The organism is Enterococcus sp. AZ163, assembly GCF_050498925.1.
GTDB classification, from domain to species: domain Bacteria; phylum Bacillota; class Bacilli; order Lactobacillales; family Enterococcaceae; genus Enterococcus_A; species Enterococcus_A ferrettii.
The window spans coordinates 177,034-191,749 of record NZ_JBIPAO010000002.1 but is presented as its reverse complement, the minus strand read 5'-3'; the positions used below and the strand labels follow the sequence as shown (position 1 = coordinate 191,749).

The 14,716-nt window shown below is 37.6% G+C and carries 18 protein-coding genes; 12 read left to right on the top strand and 6 right to left on the bottom strand.

The window, feature by feature from the left end:
• Positions 1-214: 214 nt before the first annotated feature.
• Positions 215-460 carry a hypothetical protein gene (locus IGI46_RS19385; protein WP_429965104.1) on the bottom strand — a complete coding sequence of 82 codons (246 nt, stop codon included), beginning with the start codon at positions 458-460 and terminating at the stop codon, positions 215-217.
• A gap of 213 nt (positions 461-673) precedes the next feature.
• On the opposite strand from IGI46_RS19385, the gene IGI46_RS19380 reads away from it, so the two are divergent.
• The 5 genes from IGI46_RS19380 (at position 674) to IGI46_RS19360 (ending at position 5,790) form a co-directional block, all read left to right on the top strand.
• Positions 674-1,108, top strand: a complete 435-nt coding sequence (locus IGI46_RS19380) for a GNAT family N-acetyltransferase (RefSeq protein WP_429965105.1) — start codon at positions 674-676, stop codon at positions 1,106-1,108.
• Between the two features lie 135 nt (positions 1,109-1,243).
• On the top strand, positions 1,244-2,842 hold the full coding sequence (aspD, locus tag IGI46_RS19375) for an aspartate 4-decarboxylase (RefSeq protein WP_429965106.1): 1,599 nt from the start codon (positions 1,244-1,246) through the stop codon (positions 2,840-2,842).
• A 143-nt stretch (positions 2,843-2,985) separates the two neighbouring features.
• The gene (gene thiD, locus IGI46_RS19370) at positions 2,986-3,810 is read left to right on the top strand and encodes a bifunctional hydroxymethylpyrimidine kinase/phosphomethylpyrimidine kinase (protein ID WP_429965107.1); all 825 of its coding nucleotides are present in this window, start codon (positions 2,986-2,988) and stop codon (positions 3,808-3,810) included.
• Positions 3,800-4,360, top strand: a complete 561-nt coding sequence (locus IGI46_RS19365) for an ECF transporter S component (protein WP_429965108.1) — start codon at positions 3,800-3,802, stop codon at positions 4,358-4,360. The genes thiD and IGI46_RS19365 overlap by 11 nt, the downstream gene beginning before the upstream one ends.
• A 656-nt stretch (positions 4,361-5,016) precedes the next feature.
• Complete coding sequence (locus tag IGI46_RS19360; protein WP_429965109.1) at positions 5,017-5,790, top strand: DeoR/GlpR family DNA-binding transcription regulator; 774 nt, start codon at positions 5,017-5,019, stop codon at positions 5,788-5,790.
• An 82-nt stretch (positions 5,791-5,872) separates the two neighbouring features.
• On the opposite strand, the gene IGI46_RS19355 is transcribed toward IGI46_RS19360, so the two are convergent.
• The 3 genes from IGI46_RS19355 to IGI46_RS19345 are packed head-to-tail and all read right to left on the bottom strand — an operon-like array spanning position 5,873 to position 7,185.
• On the bottom strand, positions 5,873-6,349 hold the full coding sequence (locus IGI46_RS19355) for a DUF5131 family protein (RefSeq protein ID WP_429965110.1): 477 nt from the start codon (positions 6,347-6,349) through the stop codon (positions 5,873-5,875).
• Positions 6,342-6,602, bottom strand: a complete 261-nt coding sequence (locus IGI46_RS19350) for a DUF5131 family protein (protein WP_429965111.1) — start codon at positions 6,600-6,602, stop codon at positions 6,342-6,344. Before IGI46_RS19350 ends, IGI46_RS19355 begins: the two co-directional genes overlap by 8 nt.
• 1 nt (position 6,603) lies before the next feature.
• Entirely contained in the window at positions 6,604-7,185 is a 582-nt protein-coding gene (locus tag IGI46_RS19345; protein ID WP_429965112.1) for a DUF6434 domain-containing protein, read from the bottom strand.
• A 210-nt stretch (positions 7,186-7,395) separates the two neighbouring features.
• On the opposite strand from IGI46_RS19345, the gene IGI46_RS19340 reads away from it, so the two are divergent.
• The 6 genes from IGI46_RS19340 (at position 7,396) to IGI46_RS19315 (ending at position 11,133) form a co-directional block, all read left to right on the top strand.
• Positions 7,396-7,905, top strand: a complete 510-nt coding sequence (locus IGI46_RS19340) for a cell division protein (protein WP_429965113.1) — start codon at positions 7,396-7,398, stop codon at positions 7,903-7,905.
• Positions 7,902-9,203, top strand: coding sequence for a glycosyltransferase family 2 protein (locus IGI46_RS19335; protein WP_429965114.1), 1,302 nt, complete (start codon positions 7,902-7,904; stop codon positions 9,201-9,203). Before IGI46_RS19340 ends, IGI46_RS19335 begins: the two co-directional genes overlap by 4 nt.
• A 170-nt stretch (positions 9,204-9,373) precedes the next feature.
• Positions 9,374-9,862, top strand: coding sequence for a prolyl-tRNA synthetase associated domain-containing protein (locus tag IGI46_RS19330; protein ID WP_429965115.1), 489 nt, complete (start codon positions 9,374-9,376; stop codon positions 9,860-9,862).
• Between the two features lie 221 nt (positions 9,863-10,083).
• On the top strand, positions 10,084-10,407 hold the full coding sequence (locus tag IGI46_RS19325; protein ID WP_207704759.1) for a PadR family transcriptional regulator: 324 nt from the start codon (positions 10,084-10,086) through the stop codon (positions 10,405-10,407).
• Positions 10,394-10,978 carry a DUF1700 domain-containing protein gene (locus IGI46_RS19320; protein ID WP_429965116.1) on the top strand — a complete coding sequence of 195 codons (585 nt, stop codon included), beginning with the start codon at positions 10,394-10,396 and terminating at the stop codon, positions 10,976-10,978. The genes IGI46_RS19325 and IGI46_RS19320 overlap by 14 nt, the downstream gene beginning before the upstream one ends.
• Positions 10,975-11,133, top strand: coding sequence for a hypothetical protein (locus IGI46_RS19315; RefSeq protein WP_207704761.1), 159 nt, complete (start codon positions 10,975-10,977; stop codon positions 11,131-11,133). Before IGI46_RS19320 ends, IGI46_RS19315 begins: the two co-directional genes overlap by 4 nt.
• Positions 11,134-11,678: 545 nt before the next feature.
• Here the strand turns inward: IGI46_RS19315 and IGI46_RS19310 are convergent.
• Positions 11,679-12,635 (bottom strand): Gfo/Idh/MocA family protein, encoded by a 957-nt coding sequence (locus IGI46_RS19310; protein WP_429965117.1) that lies wholly within the window; start codon positions 12,633-12,635, stop codon positions 11,679-11,681.
• A gap of 11 nt (positions 12,636-12,646) precedes the next feature.
• Positions 12,647-13,672 carry a Gfo/Idh/MocA family oxidoreductase gene (locus tag IGI46_RS19305; protein ID WP_429965118.1) on the bottom strand — a complete coding sequence of 342 codons (1,026 nt, stop codon included), beginning with the start codon at positions 13,670-13,672 and terminating at the stop codon, positions 12,647-12,649.
• A 165-nt stretch (positions 13,673-13,837) separates the two neighbouring features.
• Here IGI46_RS19305 and IGI46_RS19300 point away from each other — a divergent pair, with 165 nt between their 5' ends.
• Positions 13,838-14,704 carry a MurR/RpiR family transcriptional regulator gene (locus IGI46_RS19300; protein ID WP_429974074.1) on the top strand — a complete coding sequence of 289 codons (867 nt, stop codon included), beginning with the start codon at positions 13,838-13,840 and terminating at the stop codon, positions 14,702-14,704.
• The last annotated feature ends 12 nt before the right edge of the window (positions 14,705-14,716 follow it).

Sequence of the window (14,716 nt, the reverse complement as noted above, 5' to 3'; positions counted from 1 at the left end):
AAAACAGTTATAAGAAAACGCAATTTGTTTTATTATCGATACCATTCTTCTTTATTTAGTTCTCATCAATTACTTATTTCAGCAACAGGCTTTATATAAAAATCTAAAAAGGTTACGATAAAAAGTTAAAAGCATGCAAATAGCCAAGCAGATTTCCTGCCTGGCTACATAAAATATTCAACTTTAACTATAGCTAATTTTTTTAGCTTGCTGTCTAGATAGAAATAAATCCAACAACCTTTTGCCATAAGCTTCCCACAAAATCCGTTGCCTGCTGCCATAATCCACCTAGGTTAGGGGATACCCAAAAGGATTGAATGCTACTAATCATTTGATCTTTGTAAGTGTACAAAAGAAATAGTAAAAATAAGACTCCTGCAATACGCCATAAAAACGAGCCAACTTTTACAACAAAATATACTAATAAAACAATAAATACTAAAGCAATGATCTGATCCATGACGATCCCTCCTACAAGAACTATTATCGCTCTTTTCTTATTTTTACTCATGGGTCCTGCGCCCGATTTATTCTCAGACTTTCTTCAGCCATTTCAGATTACGATAAAAAAGTGAATTTTTCTAGAACTTCAGCTTGGTTTTTCTTTAGGATGTTTCCGGCTGGTTTGATAGCAGGCTTTGTGAGAAAATGAGAGATGGAAAGGATGATATATATGTATTATCGCTTAGCTGAAAGAAAAGATTACCCAGTTTTAGTTGAACTATGGGAAAATTCTGTTCGAGCTTCCCACGCTTTTTTAAGCGAACAAGATTTATTGGAAATCAAAAAAGAACTTCCGGATTATTTTCCTCAGGTCACTCTAAAGCTTTGGTATGACTACGATCAACTAATTGGTTTTAGTGGAACATCAGACTATAGTTTAGAAATGTTGTTTCTAGCTCCTCAGCATCGGCAAAAAGGCTTAGGGAGCCAAATTATAAAACAATTAATTCAAAAAGATGGTGTTTACTCAGTAGATGTTAACTCACAAAACGAATCTGGGTTACATTTTTATCTTAAGCAAGGTTTCACGATAACTGGAGAAAGTCCAATAGACGGACAAGGACGCGCTTACCCTCTTACCCACCTATCCTTAAAGAATAGGTAAAAATAAACAAAGAAAATCAAAAAGAATATGAGAGTTTCTTCACCTAGATTCTTCGGAAGCTCTTAGTGGTTTAACGGTATTTTTCAAAACTAAGGGTATATGATAGAGGTATAAATCGTAAAGTGAGGAGAACTTATGCCCATCGCTACCGAGAAAAACCTAGAAGAATTAAGTCCCTTTGAATTAAGTCTATTTTTGGAGAAAAAAATCCATGAGAACAATAATGGAAAGAACCTTTTAAATGCTGGTCGTGGTAATCCCAACTGGACCGCTCCTACACCCCGTGAAGCCTTCTTCCTGTTAGGTCAATTTGCTACATTGGAAACACTTCATGATAATGGTGAGTTAACCGCCGGTATGATTGTTGCTAAAGACGGACGCTGCCAGCGTTTTATCGAGTTTTTGCGTCAGCACCCTGGTAAGGGAAGCGATTTTTTGAAAAAAGTCTGGTATTCCGATAATAACTATTTAGGCTTACCCAAAGAAGAATGGCTGACGGAAATTTTGGATCACATTATTGGTGATAACTATCCTAATCCCGTGCGCTGCTTGACAGCCTGTGAAGGACCAATTAAAGCTTATCTAAATCAAGAGCTGTTTGCAGATTCTGCGATTCCTTTCGATATTTTTGCAGTCGAGGGCGGCACCGCGGGTATCTGCTATATGTTTGATACCCTAATGAATAATTTTTTGTTGCATCAAGGTGATAAAATCGCTCTAATGCTGCCAACCTTTGCACCCTATTTAGAAATTCCCGAATTGCCACAGTATAATTTTGATGTGATAAAAATCCAAGCGCAGCAAACTGTCTTAAATGGCAAAACCAGTTATCAGTTTCCTGACAACGAAATTAATAAGTTGCGAGACAACAGTATTAAGGCTGTGTTCGTAGTAAATCCAAGCAACCCAACAGCAAATGCGATTTGTCAGCCTACAATTGAATTAATCAAGGAAATTGTTGCAACAGATCACAAAGATCTAATGATTTTAACCGATGATGTTTATGGTACCTTTGTGCCAGCTTTTGCTTCCTTATTTGCTGAATTGCCATATAATACAGCGTGTATTTATTCCTACTCCAAATATTTTGGCGCTACTGGATGGCGAGTAGGAACAATCGCAGTTGCAAAAGAATCACTTTTTGATCAATTGATCTCTGAGCTACCCAGTGAATATCAAGCAAAATTAGCCGCACGTTATGCTTCTGTTTCCAGCGATCCAAGCTCAATTTCTTTCATTGATCGAATTGTTGCTGACAGTCGTGATGTAGCTCTGAACCATGCAGCCGGCCTTTCTTCCCCGCAACAGGTTATGATGACTCTATTTAGTCTTTATTCTTTGATGGACGAAGGACAAGCATACAAAGATGAAGTCATGTCTATCTGTCATGAGCGAGAAAAATTATTGTTTCGTACTCTGGGACTAGAGGAACCTTTAGCTTCGTTAGATACTGCTTACTATTGTGAAATTAATTTTGAAGACTGGGTACGTAAACGGTATGGGCAAGCTTTTACTAACTATTTGAAGAAATCTTGGACAGTCACCAAAATATTGACAATTTTGGCCGAGAAAGAACAATTGATGCTTTTAAAAGCCAATGCTTTTGGCAGTGGTGAATGGGCTGTCCGAGTCTCGTTAGCAAACCTTTCTACAAGCCAGTACGCCGAGGTCGGCAAACGGATCATTCATTTGACCGAATCCATTCGCGATGAATGGCTAAAAGAAACCAAATAAATAGTATAAGCAGTCATTTTTTATGGCTGCTTTTTTAGTTACTTTATTCAATAAAATTGGCTGAGGAAAAACAAAGCCAATTGGATGTTTCTTTTCTCGGTGTTTTCCTCTATCCTTGAAAGAAAGTTGAAAGGAGTCATTTTATGGAAAAAGTATTAACTATTGCTGGCTCAGATGCAACCGGCGGGGGCGGATTAGAAGCCGATTTAAAAACTTTTCAAGAATTCGGCATTTTTGGTCTAGCAACGGTCACTTCGATTGTAACGATGGCGCCTAAAACTGGCAAGCATAACGTGAGCTTTTTAGAACCAGCCCTGATTCAACAGCAAATTGACTCCGCCTTCGCTGGCCCGATTGATGCCATCAAAACTGGTCTGCTGCCAACAAAAGACATTATTGAACTAGTTAGTTGCAGTCTGCAACACTATCAGAAAAAGATTGTGATAGATCCGGTAATTGGTGGTAAAGGTACTGATGATTTCATTCATGCGGAATCTGTAAAGGCTATCCGGCACTTATTATTGCCTCAGGCTTTCATTACTACACCAAATTTGCGGGAAGCAGGCATTCTTTCCCAATTAGGCGAACTGACCAGCAAAAATGAAATGAAAAAAGCTGCAGAAATTATCCATTCTTTGGGTGTAAAACATGTAGTCATTAAGGGTGGTACACGTCTAAGCTTGGACCAAGCTTACGATCTGCATTACGATGGAGTTAATTTTACCTTCTATCCTCACCCACTGATTGACACCGATTATAATCATGGTGCCGGATGTACTTTTGCTGCAGCAATTACGGCAGCCTTAGCTAAGAATTACCCGGTAGTTGAGGCTATTGACTTAGCGATTCGTTTTGTGGAAGCAGCTATTCGATCCGGTTTTGCCATTAACCCTTTTGTCGGACATGTCTGGCACGGCGCATACACTCATGCAGAAAAACGATTGGAGTTTAAAAACTATGAACAGTGACAAAAAAGTACAAACCTTGGTTTTAATTGCCTTATTTACTGCTCTAACGATTGCCGGAACAATGATCAAAATCCCCTTGCCTACAGGTGCTTTCATTCACTTCGGAAATGCCGTAGTCTTGTTGGCGGTATTATTAACCGGCTATTGGCAAGGTTCTCTAGCAGGCGGATTAGGTTTTTTCATTTTTGATTTATTCAACGGTTATGCCAATGAAGCCCCCTACTTTCTGATTGAAAGCTTTGTAGTAGGCGCGGCAGCCTATGCTGGTTTTCTATTGTTTAAGAAAAATCCAAAAAAGGTTTGGCAAATAGTTATTATAGGAATCATGGCAGGTATTGCTAAATTCATCATGTCAGTCATCAAAGCGACCATCATGAGCATGATTGCTGGTGCACAAATTAAACCCGCTTTCTTTGCAGCTCTAGCAACTATGCCTGCCACCGTGATTAATATTTTTTCTACTATTATAATAGTCAGTCTAGTTTATTTCCCTTTACGACGGGCCATGCAAACCATCTTTCATAACCAGCCAATCAACCCCAAGTCGTAAAATCCTTGATTTTACGACTTTTTTTATGATGAATTCAACAGAAAATAGAAAGTAATTCTGATAAGGTGTATTTTTTATGATTGAACTACTTAGTCACTCCGAAAAGAAATGTTTTGCATGGAGATATAACTTTATGCTGAATGAACGCTCGTTTCGACTTGAATCGAGAAAACTCGTACTTCTCACGAGCTTAGTAAAATATGGATATTATCTGCTTCATCTCTCCAGTAAAAATACTCGAATAGTTAGAAACATTAGACTTTTTTCCACTACATTCGATTAATGAATTACCATAGAGCAAACTTCCTCCCAACGCTCTACGACTAGCTACCATCGTTTTAACCCAGCTAAAAGAAAATATTATTGTTCTCGAGGATTCAATAAGCGTTGTCTTAGTGGCATATAGCGATGGCCTAACCTCTTAATATCTTAATGGTTTTATTCCAACAACTGACTAGATCAAAGAAACCTAATTGTCAGCTGTCAAAAAATCTGCTACCTGACAAGAACAACCTGCAACATTAGTTGTGGCTTACTTCTTTTTTAGGTATAATTAACTTAAATAAATTTAAAGTCTGTAGGTCGTTTAGGCATACTTGCCCGTTTTAGGTTACAATAGAAAAAGAGCGAAAACGAGCGAAAGTGAGGTTACGAATATGCTAACAGAAGAACGCAGAGCCAAAATACTCGATAAGATCGAAGAAAATCAGTTTATCTCAGTCAATGAGTTGGCAAAAATGTTTGCCGTTCATGAGACAACTATTCGACGCGACTTAGATGAGTTAGAGGAACAAGGGCTGGTATCTCGTATTCATGGTGGTGTAGTGCCTGTAAGTATTAAGCGAGATGAACCAGATTTTGAGGATCGGGCAACCGAGTGTATTAATGAGAAAATGCGCATCGGCGCCTATGCTGCTACAATGGTTAATGATTGCGAGTGTATTATTTTAGATTCAGGAACTACTACGCTGCAAATTGCTAAAGCACTAAATGAAAGTACTCACTATCAAGCACTAACTGTTGTTACAAATGATGTAAATATTGCCTCTGTGCTGCGTCAAAACCGTCGAATTACAACAATCGTTACTGGTGGAACCTTATTTCATGACAGTTTTATGTTAAATGGGCAAATTACAAATGAAACTTTAGAAAAATTGGATGTTGATAAAGTGTTCGTAGCCACACCTGCATTGAACATTGAAAAAGGCCTTACCCACTTCAATGAACTGCTGGTTCCTGCTAAAACTAATATGATTAAAGCTGCTAAAATCCGCATTGTTGTGACTGATCACACCAAAATAGGACATCGAGCGCTGTACACTTTCTTGCCGATCAACCAGATGGATGCGCTGGTGACCGATCAAGGGCTAGAAACAGCCCTGGAAGACCAATTGCGAAGTAATGGCTTGAAAGAAATTATTAAAGTCTAAAAAACTAGAATCCGTCTATCTTTGTTAATTCAATAGCGGATTCTAGTTTTTTTATTTTTACTAATTATTTCCTTTGCGATATTTATAATTCTTTATTTTCAGGATACCAATTGATTGCTGCTTTTTTGGCCTGACTAAATAGCTGACGATAATTGAGCTGATAGTTTTGGCCATCCTTAACAAAATGCGTCCCGCATTGGCGAAATTCAAAAGCGATTTGACTAGCTATGCATTCTTCTCGTACGTCCAAAATCCATTGATAATCCAATGGTCTAGCCTTTTTGTGGTATTCACCACCTGCCACAACTAGCTCAATACCCGTCAAATATTCTGCCAACTTTACAGGACCTAACAACGGTTGACACGCGATGCTTTTGTGTTTAATTGGCAAGCTTTGAAAATAGGCGAGGCGCTGATCGACCATTTGTTGATTCTCCACTGAAACGCCGATACTGACATTTTCATAACCGTCACCCCAATCGGGCGGTATCACTTCTTCAAAGCGGTGAATTCGCTTAGTCAAAAAGAAAAAATTCAGATCGGAGCGTTCCTTAATCATTTTCCAGCATTCTGGACGCCAAGCATCCGCTGCTTCTACAAAAAAAGTCGCTGGAAAAACAAACAAATACCTGTTGAGGACCCTTCATTTTGTAAATACCTTGTTTTGTTTTCTTAATCGGTGCTGAAAACTGAGTCGTTTGCTCAATGATACTAGTATTTTGTTTACGTTTTTTGTCTCCTTCATGAATAAAACAAAAACGGCAACCATCACTTACTCGATGACACCCCCGCCATGGATTCCAAATAGCCACCCTATTCTCTCCTCTCTTTTAAAGCCTCCAAATCTTGTGGTTGGTAGCTATTCGATCCCGGCAGCGACTTCTTGCACTTCCAACAAGCGATAGCTTCCGGTAGTTTACTTCCCGGATTATCTGTAAAAAAGGCTCGAATATACGTATTGTACTCAAATTGCTGACCAATAATTGTTGGCTGTTTCTTCTTTAGTAATAAAATCTCTTGATAAGCAATTAAAGCCTCTTGATAAGTTTTACCAGCACTTTCTTTTAACCATTTTTGAAAAGCAACATTAAAGGAAAATTGCTGACCCAGATGCTCTTTAAAAAAAGCTCTATGAATCTCCGAACAAACAAAGTCTTCTTCTATTGGTTCTTCTAAAGTAATTACGTTGGTACGCAGACTCTTTTTACGTTTTCGATGAATTGTTTGCTTTTGACCAGTCGTTAAATAATGAGCAATTCGATCATTTAGTTCTTGCTTACTGCCAGTGGCTTGCAACTGTTCTTGCTGACAAAAACTGATTAATTCCTCTTTTAAATAATAATACTGACGAAATTGTTCTGTTGATAGTTGTGATGACAGCGTTGGTCTTTCCATTCCAATCCTCCTGTTTTTCCTAATTATACCATAAGAAGAACACTTGTTCTCGATACTGAAGTATAAATACCTATTACTCTTTATTTCTTGTTACTCTCTTGCGTTTATGTTCTTGTTATGTTGACAAAATCCAAGCCGTCTTAAAAGCATTTACTAGAAAAATATCTTATAATGTGCATACTTTAACATTTACGAAAGGGATTATGAATAATGAAAAAATATATAAGCAGGGATGAGGTCACTAAATTATTAGTTACAGACTCCTATTACGAAAAAGGACACTTAGGTTTAAAAATAGTTCAATTCATAGTTGCCATTATTGGTTGGATCTTAGTTATTCTTCCGTTTATTTGGGTATTATCTCCACTTCTTTTCGGTAATTTAGCTCGCAGATTCAATCTGTTTACTTACGTGGAGGAGCTTCAAACACTTAAGTTCTTATTGATTTTTCTAACAATTGCTTTCTTTGTGATCCTTGTATTATCCGTTATCTTAACAATTTGGAACAACTATCGCTTCAGTCACCTGCTTCAAAGAAAAGAAATGTATGACGTTGAACGAGTTAAAAAGCGTAACCAGCTATTAAGTGATGATTTTGAAAAACGTTTTGGTCCTAAAGAAGAACGAGAAAGCACTTGTTACTACTTGGTAAAAGAAGAGCAGAATTTGGATGCTCATTATGTTCGTGATTTATACAAGAAAGGCGATGTTGATTTATGATCACGCTTGTTCAAACAGGCAGACCTGTGCTAGATGCTTTATTGACTATTCTTTTTCTTGTGCTGATTACCTATCCGATTCTCGGTGGCTTTAACTGGTTTATTGGTGTTTTCTGTTACGGATTTCTTTTCAAGTATCGCCAAAAGGAATGGGATGACATACCAACAGAGATTGAACCTTTTGTAACAATCATGGTTCCGGCTCATAATGAAGAGATTGTTATTGAGAAAACCATCCATTATCTGATGACAAACCTAAACTACCAGAATTATGAGGTTTTAGTAACCGATGACGGTTCAACTGACCAAACACCAGAAATTTTGGAGAAGCTTCAGAAAAAATACCCCACCCTGCGCGTGATCCGGATTGAAAAGAATAGGGGCAAAGCTCATGCTTTTAATATTGGACTCGGTTTTGCAAAAGGAAAACTTATTTTGAGTAATGATGCTGATACTGTTCCTGAACCTGATGCCTTAAATCTTTATGTCAATTATTTCTTAAGACCAGATTCCACTAATATTGCTGCAGTGACTGCGAATATGGATGTTCAAAACCGTTCTCGTCTAATTGCTAAATCTCAAACTGTTGAATTCTCTAGTATCGTTGGGATTATTAAACGAACTCAAATTGGTGTGCTAGGTGGTATCTATGCTTATAGTGGAGCGAATACGATGTACCGAAAAGATGCTTTAATTGATGTTGGGTTATTCAGGCAAGACCGAGCAACTGAAGACATTAGTATCGCTTGGGATCACCAAATGGACGGCTGGTTATCTCTGTTTTCTCCAGAGATCATGTTTTTCATGGAGGTTCCCGAAAATATTCGGATGTTGTATCGTCAACGAAAACGCTGGGCCAAGGGCGGGACTGAAGTTTGGTTAACCAATTTCAAAAAAGTCTGCTTTCACCCCTTAAAAAATATCGGCCGAACCGTGATGTTCGTTGATCAATCCCTTAGTATTATTTGGTCTTTCTTTTTTTGGATTTCAACCATTCTCTTCATTCTACTCTTTTTCCACTTTTTATTTGAAGGCAATACTGAGCGAATTTACCATATGTTTACCATGGCTTTTGTCTTCGTCTGCTTCGAAATGATTTCCGGTGTCTTTCAGCTGCTGGCTTCATTAATTGCCGACGATCACGGCAGGAAGTTGAAATACTTATTTTTTGCCCCTTTGTATATGCTTTTCTATTGGATGATGAATGCTCTGACAATTCTTACTACCTTTATCCCAGCAATTAAATCCATTCTAGGTTTTGGTTCTGGAACTTGGAAGAGTCCAGAGAGGCAAAAATAGCTTGTGAAAGAAAATTAGCCTGTTGACTGACTATTCACTCACTTTTGAGTGAATAGTTCTTTTTGTAAACTGACTGGGGACTTAAAAAATCTCGGACTAAACATCTTTCATTTACGCTAATCCTTGTGATATAATTTACAGTTAATAATGGTTGTAAGGGGGAATTGAGTATGAATAAGGAAGAAATTTTTAAGTTTTTAAATGAAGGAAATTTTTGGTACGAGATTACTGAGCACAAAGCTGTATACAACATGGAAGAACTGAGTGAGGTAGATCTTCCCTACCCAGAAGCAGATGCTAAAAATCTTTTTGTCCGTGACGATAAAAAAAGAAATTATTATTTAATTAGCGTTCAAGGAGATAAGCGAGTTGATCTCAAAGAATTTAAAGCGAAGCATGAAACCCGTCGACTATCTTTTGCTTCAGAAACTGACTTGATGACTGTTATGGGATTAATTCCTGGAGCCGTATCACCCTTTGGTATACTAAATGACACTGAATGTATCGTGCAGTTCTTTATTGATGAAGATTTTTTGAAAGATCCTGGTTTGATTGGTATTCATCCGAATGATAATACGGCAACCGTTTGGGTAAAAACTGAGGACTTAATTGCTATTATTAAGCAGCATGGCAATCAAGTTCATGTGACAGAAATTTAATAGATTATCAAGCTGTGACTTTTGGTTGCAGCTTTTTTGTTTAGATAAATTTTCAATCATCTCTTTTTCTTCAGCGCAAAAATAAATCATTAAGCATCTACTATGAATAATAAATTCTTCGATCCAATTGCATTTTCAGCATTCTCTAATAATAGGGCTTTAGTCCTATAGTCGTTCTATACTATGTCATGTATAGTATAAGGTATAGAAAGGTGATGCGTATGAATAGCCAATTGAAAAAAGGGCTGATTGAATATTGTGTTCTAGCTGCACTAGCCCATCAAGATTCTTACGGCTATGAAATCGTTAAACAGATCAATCACCAAATTGAGATTACTGAATCCACCCTCTATCCAATTTTGAAGCGTTTAGAAACCAGTAAACGAGTGTCTACCTACTCAAAAATTCATAATGGCCGTTTGCGAAAATATTACCAGCTGACCGATGAAGGCCAAGAAAGCATCCAACAGTTTTTAAACGATTGGAAACAGGTAGAAGCCATCCAACAATACATTAAAGGAAGTGTCGAAAATGCAGCGAGTTGAGTTTATTAAAGAATTGAGTAATTATTTAGCGTATGAAGTACGCCCCAGTGAAGTGCAACGATTGATTGAGTATTACGATGAAATGATTATGGATTTAATCGAAGACGGTTATACAGAAGAAGAAGCCGTAGCAAAAATGGGCGATCCACAAGCTTTGGCCTACGAAGCAGCAGGTATTCCACAGGAAATCAAGGTTCCTAGACGTTTTAGTCCACTTATTATACTATTACTGATTCTAGGTTTCCCAATTTGGGGCAGCTTGGCTTTAGCCGCCTTTTGTGTCGTGGTTAGTTTTTATATTGTTATTTGGTGTATTCCATTCACCTTTGCTTGTTTAGGTGGCGGACTTTTGTTAGGCGGATTAATTGCTACATTGACTAGTCCACTGGCAATTATGAATGTTTTCTTTATTGGCGTAACTCAACTCGGTGTTGGTATGTTATTGTTTGGTCTAGGAATGTTCTTCCTATGGGCAACCTATAAATGCAGTGCTGTCTTCATTAACAGTCACCGTTGGATGACACGCAAGATTCGTCAATCAGTCTTTCAAAGAAAGGTGGTAAGCGTATGAAATCGAAGTATTTAATCCCCAAAATTGCCAGCTGGTTGATTATCTTTGGATTGATTATCTCTATGTTAGGCTTCGCTCTATCTGGCTTTTCGCTCAATCGTTACGCTCAACATGAACGTCGCTGGTACAACGTCGTTAGTGTATATAATGAATAGAAATGTGGGGTCGGCTTATACCAAGTCGGTCTCATTTTTATTTTGAACTATACTATACAAAAATTTGTGTCTATATAATAATCGTAGCAGTGATGGACTGTCATCTAGTCAGCAACTTATCTTTGAATCGAGTAACACAACTACGAAATGATGATAAAGCTAGCAATTTTTACCAACCATTCTTTCTAAGTTTGGCTCATCCTATTCAACAAGAAGATTTAGTTTAAAAGAGCAAAATCTGTCAGCTTATTACTACGAATTTATCATTTTCAAATGACTTTTGTTCTATTCCAATCAGACTTCTGGTTATCTTATCATCAGCATAAGTTTTTATTTGCTGCTTTTTAAGATTCATAAAAATTCCACTGAAATTAATAATGTTCAAACCATTTGTACAAGCAAAGTACTCTTTGAGGATACTCACACTACTCAATGAATGTTTTGGCAACATTGAGATATCCCTGAAAACCCATTCTTATATACTCTTGTCACAAAAAAAGCAAACAGTTTGATAGAAAATCATCAATCTGTTTGCTCATTATGGTTTACGATCTAGTTTTTTCTAATACACTCATTACTTCCAAGCTATGACGCATCTTCTCATTAGCAAACACAATATCATGCTGGTCGATCGCTTTAGCGAAACGGTGGAACTCTTCATACATCCGGTGAGTATGAACATTATTATTCAATACGTGTTGCACCCCACTGCGTAATTTCACATAACCAGATTTCAAAGAATTGGTCGGACCCTTGACGATTATTTCTCCTGCTTCTCCTTGGATACGTACATAACTTTCAGCGTCAGTGTCCTTAGATCCAACGCATACCGCCTTGGCTTGTCCATAATCCATCATTACCACTCCTGAAGTATCCACTCCTCGCTGGTAATTAGGGAAATACCTAGCAATTCGGGGTTCACCTAACAAACCTACTACAATGTGCAGATTGTAGATATTAATATCCATCAACGCCCCTCCGCCAGCAGCTGGATCAAAGGCCAAGGGAACTTCACCCTTTTTAAAAGCGTCATAACGAGAAGAATACTGAGAATAGTTGCAGGAAATCAAATGAATTGGTGCGATCTTGTCTAAGTGTTCCTTAATTCTTCGGAAATTACCTAAATATTGATTAGTAATCGCTTCAAACAGCAGCAAATCTTTTTCTCTCGCTTTTTCTTGTAAGTCTTGCAACTCTTGCAAATGCATTGTGAAAGGTTTTTCGCAGATTACATGCTTCCCAGCAATCAAAGCTTCTAAAGCATATTGATAATGTAAATGATTGGGAAGAGCTATATATACTGTATCAAAATTACCTTCCCTTAAAAAGTCTGAGTAGTCAGTAAAAATCGCTTTGATCCCATGAGCTGTCTGCAGTTCCTTATTTTTCTCCAAGCTACGTTCCGAAGACAAAATCGCTGAAAGCTCAATTTGCGGCAAATCAGGTGTTACTGTCAAAAAGTCCTTTACGATCATTCCTGCCCCAACAATTCCTAATTTCATCACTTTTCCCCCTATTGATTCGTCAACATCTCAGTAATGCCTGCTTCCAAAATTTCCATCTGCAGGATGGTTTCCTCATCTTTTACGATTTTTTCTTTCTCATTAATGATTGCTTCGTAAACTCCTTCATAAATCCGACTGTAATCCCCTACTTCGGAGACAACCTTTTCCTCATGATAAACTTTTTCATCGTCTAAATAAGTTAATACCCCGTAATGCTCTGGACGATCAATACCAAAATCTTCATGATTAGGCAAATAGAACAGCTTTAAATGTTCTTCCTGACGATCCTTGGTTTGTTTAACAAAAGATCCTTTTTTCCCATAAACTACAAAGCTTGGACGTTCCTTTAAACGGAAATAGCTGGACTTAACCGAAACCTTCAACTTGCCATAGTAAAAATCTAGATCAAAGTAATCATTCATACGATCTTGACCTAATAATTGGCGGACATCGTAGTGAATATGGTCTGGCTCGCCAAAATAACTCAGCACTTGGTCAATCGTGTGACAACCATGTCCATATAAATAGCTATCATTCTGAGAAAAATGTTCCGCACTTTCTGGGACTTCGGGACGAAAATAATCATAATGCATTTCCACTTCCAACAAATCTCCCAGCTTGCCGCTTTCGATCACTTTTTGAACAGTCAAAAAGTCAGAATCAAACCGACGATTTTGATAGCATTGTAAAAACAAACCTTTTTCTTTAGCTAAAGCAAATAATTCTTTGGCTTCATCAGACGTTTCCGTAAAGGGTTTTTCCAGTAAAACATTTTTACCAGCCATTAGTGCTTTTTTTGCATAGCTATAGTGAAATTTTACAGGAGTGGTGACCACCACCAGCTGAATTTCTTGATCTGTCAAAATATCATCTAAATCAGTGGTATAATGAGTGCCAGCAAGTGGTGTCCATGCTTGACGCCCTGATGGAGAATAAATAGTCTTTACCTTGATTTTATCTCCTAATTTGGTGGAAAATGGTAAATGATAACGGTTGGTACTTTTCCCGTTGCCTAAGTATGCGATGGTTAACATGAACAATCAGCTCTCTTTCCTATCAATGATTAAATTATAACTATTTTACTGATTAATTACATATCAAATAGCTAATTAGCAACTCATGTCCAGTCTTTCACTCATTGAAAGTTAAATAATGAACATCATGTTCATTGAAAATACACTAAGAAGGGAAACTATCGAATGCTTATAATCGAACGTTTGAAACAACAAACTGATTTTAGTATTGCTGAGAAGCGTATTGCTGAATATATACTGGAGCACCTGCCGGATATTCCTAAAATTTTTATTCAGGACTTGGCTGAGAAAACTTTTTCTTCTCATTCTACGATTGTTCGTTTAGCACAAAAACTAGGATATTCCGATTTTCGACAGTTTAAGGATGCAATTGCCGAAGTGGTATACGCACAGTTGCTCTCAACAGAAGAGGTCAATGTCAACTTTCCCTTCCATCCGTTAGATACACCAACTGAAATTGCTAAAAAAATGGCTGATCTAACCATTGGTACTATTCAACGTTCCTTAGTTCAATTAGACAACGAAGTTTTAAAGTCTTCGGTGAATACCCTGATGGAGGCGGACCGAATCTTTCTCTTTGCCCGTGGCGATACTCAAATACGAGCCCGCGGCTTCCAAAATAAGTTAATCAAAATTAATAAATTTGCGATTCAAGTGGAAGAACATGTAGATACTGACTGGACAGCTGTGGGAATTACCCAGCAGGACTGTGCTTTTTTTCTCTCTTATAGCGGTATCGTGCCCCCTTATAACAAAATTATGCAATATCTTCATAAAAAAGGGATCCCTATACTATTGCTGACGGGTAATCCTGAGTCGCCAATGGTACCCTTTGCGACTCATTTGCTTTTAACCAAGCAGGAGGAATATGATTTTGCTAAAATTGCAACATTTTCTTCTCAAACCGCCTTTGAATATATTCTGAATACTATTTATTCGGTAATGTATACTAAGAACTATGAGGCTAATCTGCGTAAGCTAAAAGAAAACCAGCAGCTGATGCAAACTGGTCTGTTAGCTGATCAAGAGTAAGAAAATGATCAT

Bases quoted from the DNA above. Each gene is read 5' to 3' on its own strand.
- thiD (WP_429965107.1), top strand. From the start codon at position 2,986: ATGGAAAAAGTATTAACTATTGCTGGCTCAGATGCAACCGGCGGGGGC.
- IGI46_RS19320 (WP_429965116.1), top strand. From the start codon at position 10,394: ATGCAGCGAGTTGAGTTTATTAAAGAATTGAGTAATTATTTAGCGTAT.
- aspD (WP_429965106.1), top strand. From the start codon at position 1,244: ATGCCCATCGCTACCGAGAAAAACCTAGAAGAATTAAGTCCCTTTGAA.
- IGI46_RS19360 (WP_429965109.1), top strand. From the start codon at position 5,017: ATGCTAACAGAAGAACGCAGAGCCAAAATACTCGATAAGATCGAAGAA.
- IGI46_RS19365 (WP_429965108.1), top strand. From the start codon at position 3,800: ATGAACAGTGACAAAAAAGTACAAACCTTGGTTTTAATTGCCTTATTT.
- IGI46_RS19340 (WP_429965113.1), top strand. From the start codon at position 7,396: ATGAAAAAATATATAAGCAGGGATGAGGTCACTAAATTATTAGTTACA.
- IGI46_RS19310 (WP_429965117.1), bottom strand. From the start codon at position 12,635: ATGAAATTAGGAATTGTTGGGGCAGGAATGATCGTAAAGGACTTTTTG.
- IGI46_RS19305 (WP_429965118.1), bottom strand. From the start codon at position 13,672: ATGTTAACCATCGCATACTTAGGCAACGGGAAAAGTACCAACCGTTAT.
- IGI46_RS19315 (WP_207704761.1), top strand. From the start codon at position 10,975: ATGAAATCGAAGTATTTAATCCCCAAAATTGCCAGCTGGTTGATTATC.
- IGI46_RS19330 (WP_429965115.1), top strand. From the start codon at position 9,374: ATGAATAAGGAAGAAATTTTTAAGTTTTTAAATGAAGGAAATTTTTGG.
- IGI46_RS19325 (WP_207704759.1), top strand. From the start codon at position 10,084: ATGAATAGCCAATTGAAAAAAGGGCTGATTGAATATTGTGTTCTAGCT.
- IGI46_RS19300 (WP_429974074.1), top strand. From the start codon at position 13,838: ATGCTTATAATCGAACGTTTGAAACAACAAACTGATTTTAGTATTGCT.
- IGI46_RS19335 (WP_429965114.1), top strand. From the start codon at position 7,902: ATGATCACGCTTGTTCAAACAGGCAGACCTGTGCTAGATGCTTTATTG.
- IGI46_RS19345 (WP_429965112.1), bottom strand. From the start codon at position 7,185: ATGGAAAGACCAACGCTGTCATCACAACTATCAACAGAACAATTTCGT.
- IGI46_RS19355 (WP_429965110.1), bottom strand. From the start codon at position 6,349: ATGATTAAGGAACGCTCCGATCTGAATTTTTTCTTTTTGACTAAGCGA.
- IGI46_RS19380 (WP_429965105.1), top strand. From the start codon at position 674: ATGTATTATCGCTTAGCTGAAAGAAAAGATTACCCAGTTTTAGTTGAA.
- IGI46_RS19385 (WP_429965104.1), bottom strand. From the start codon at position 460: ATGGATCAGATCATTGCTTTAGTATTTATTGTTTTATTAGTATATTTT.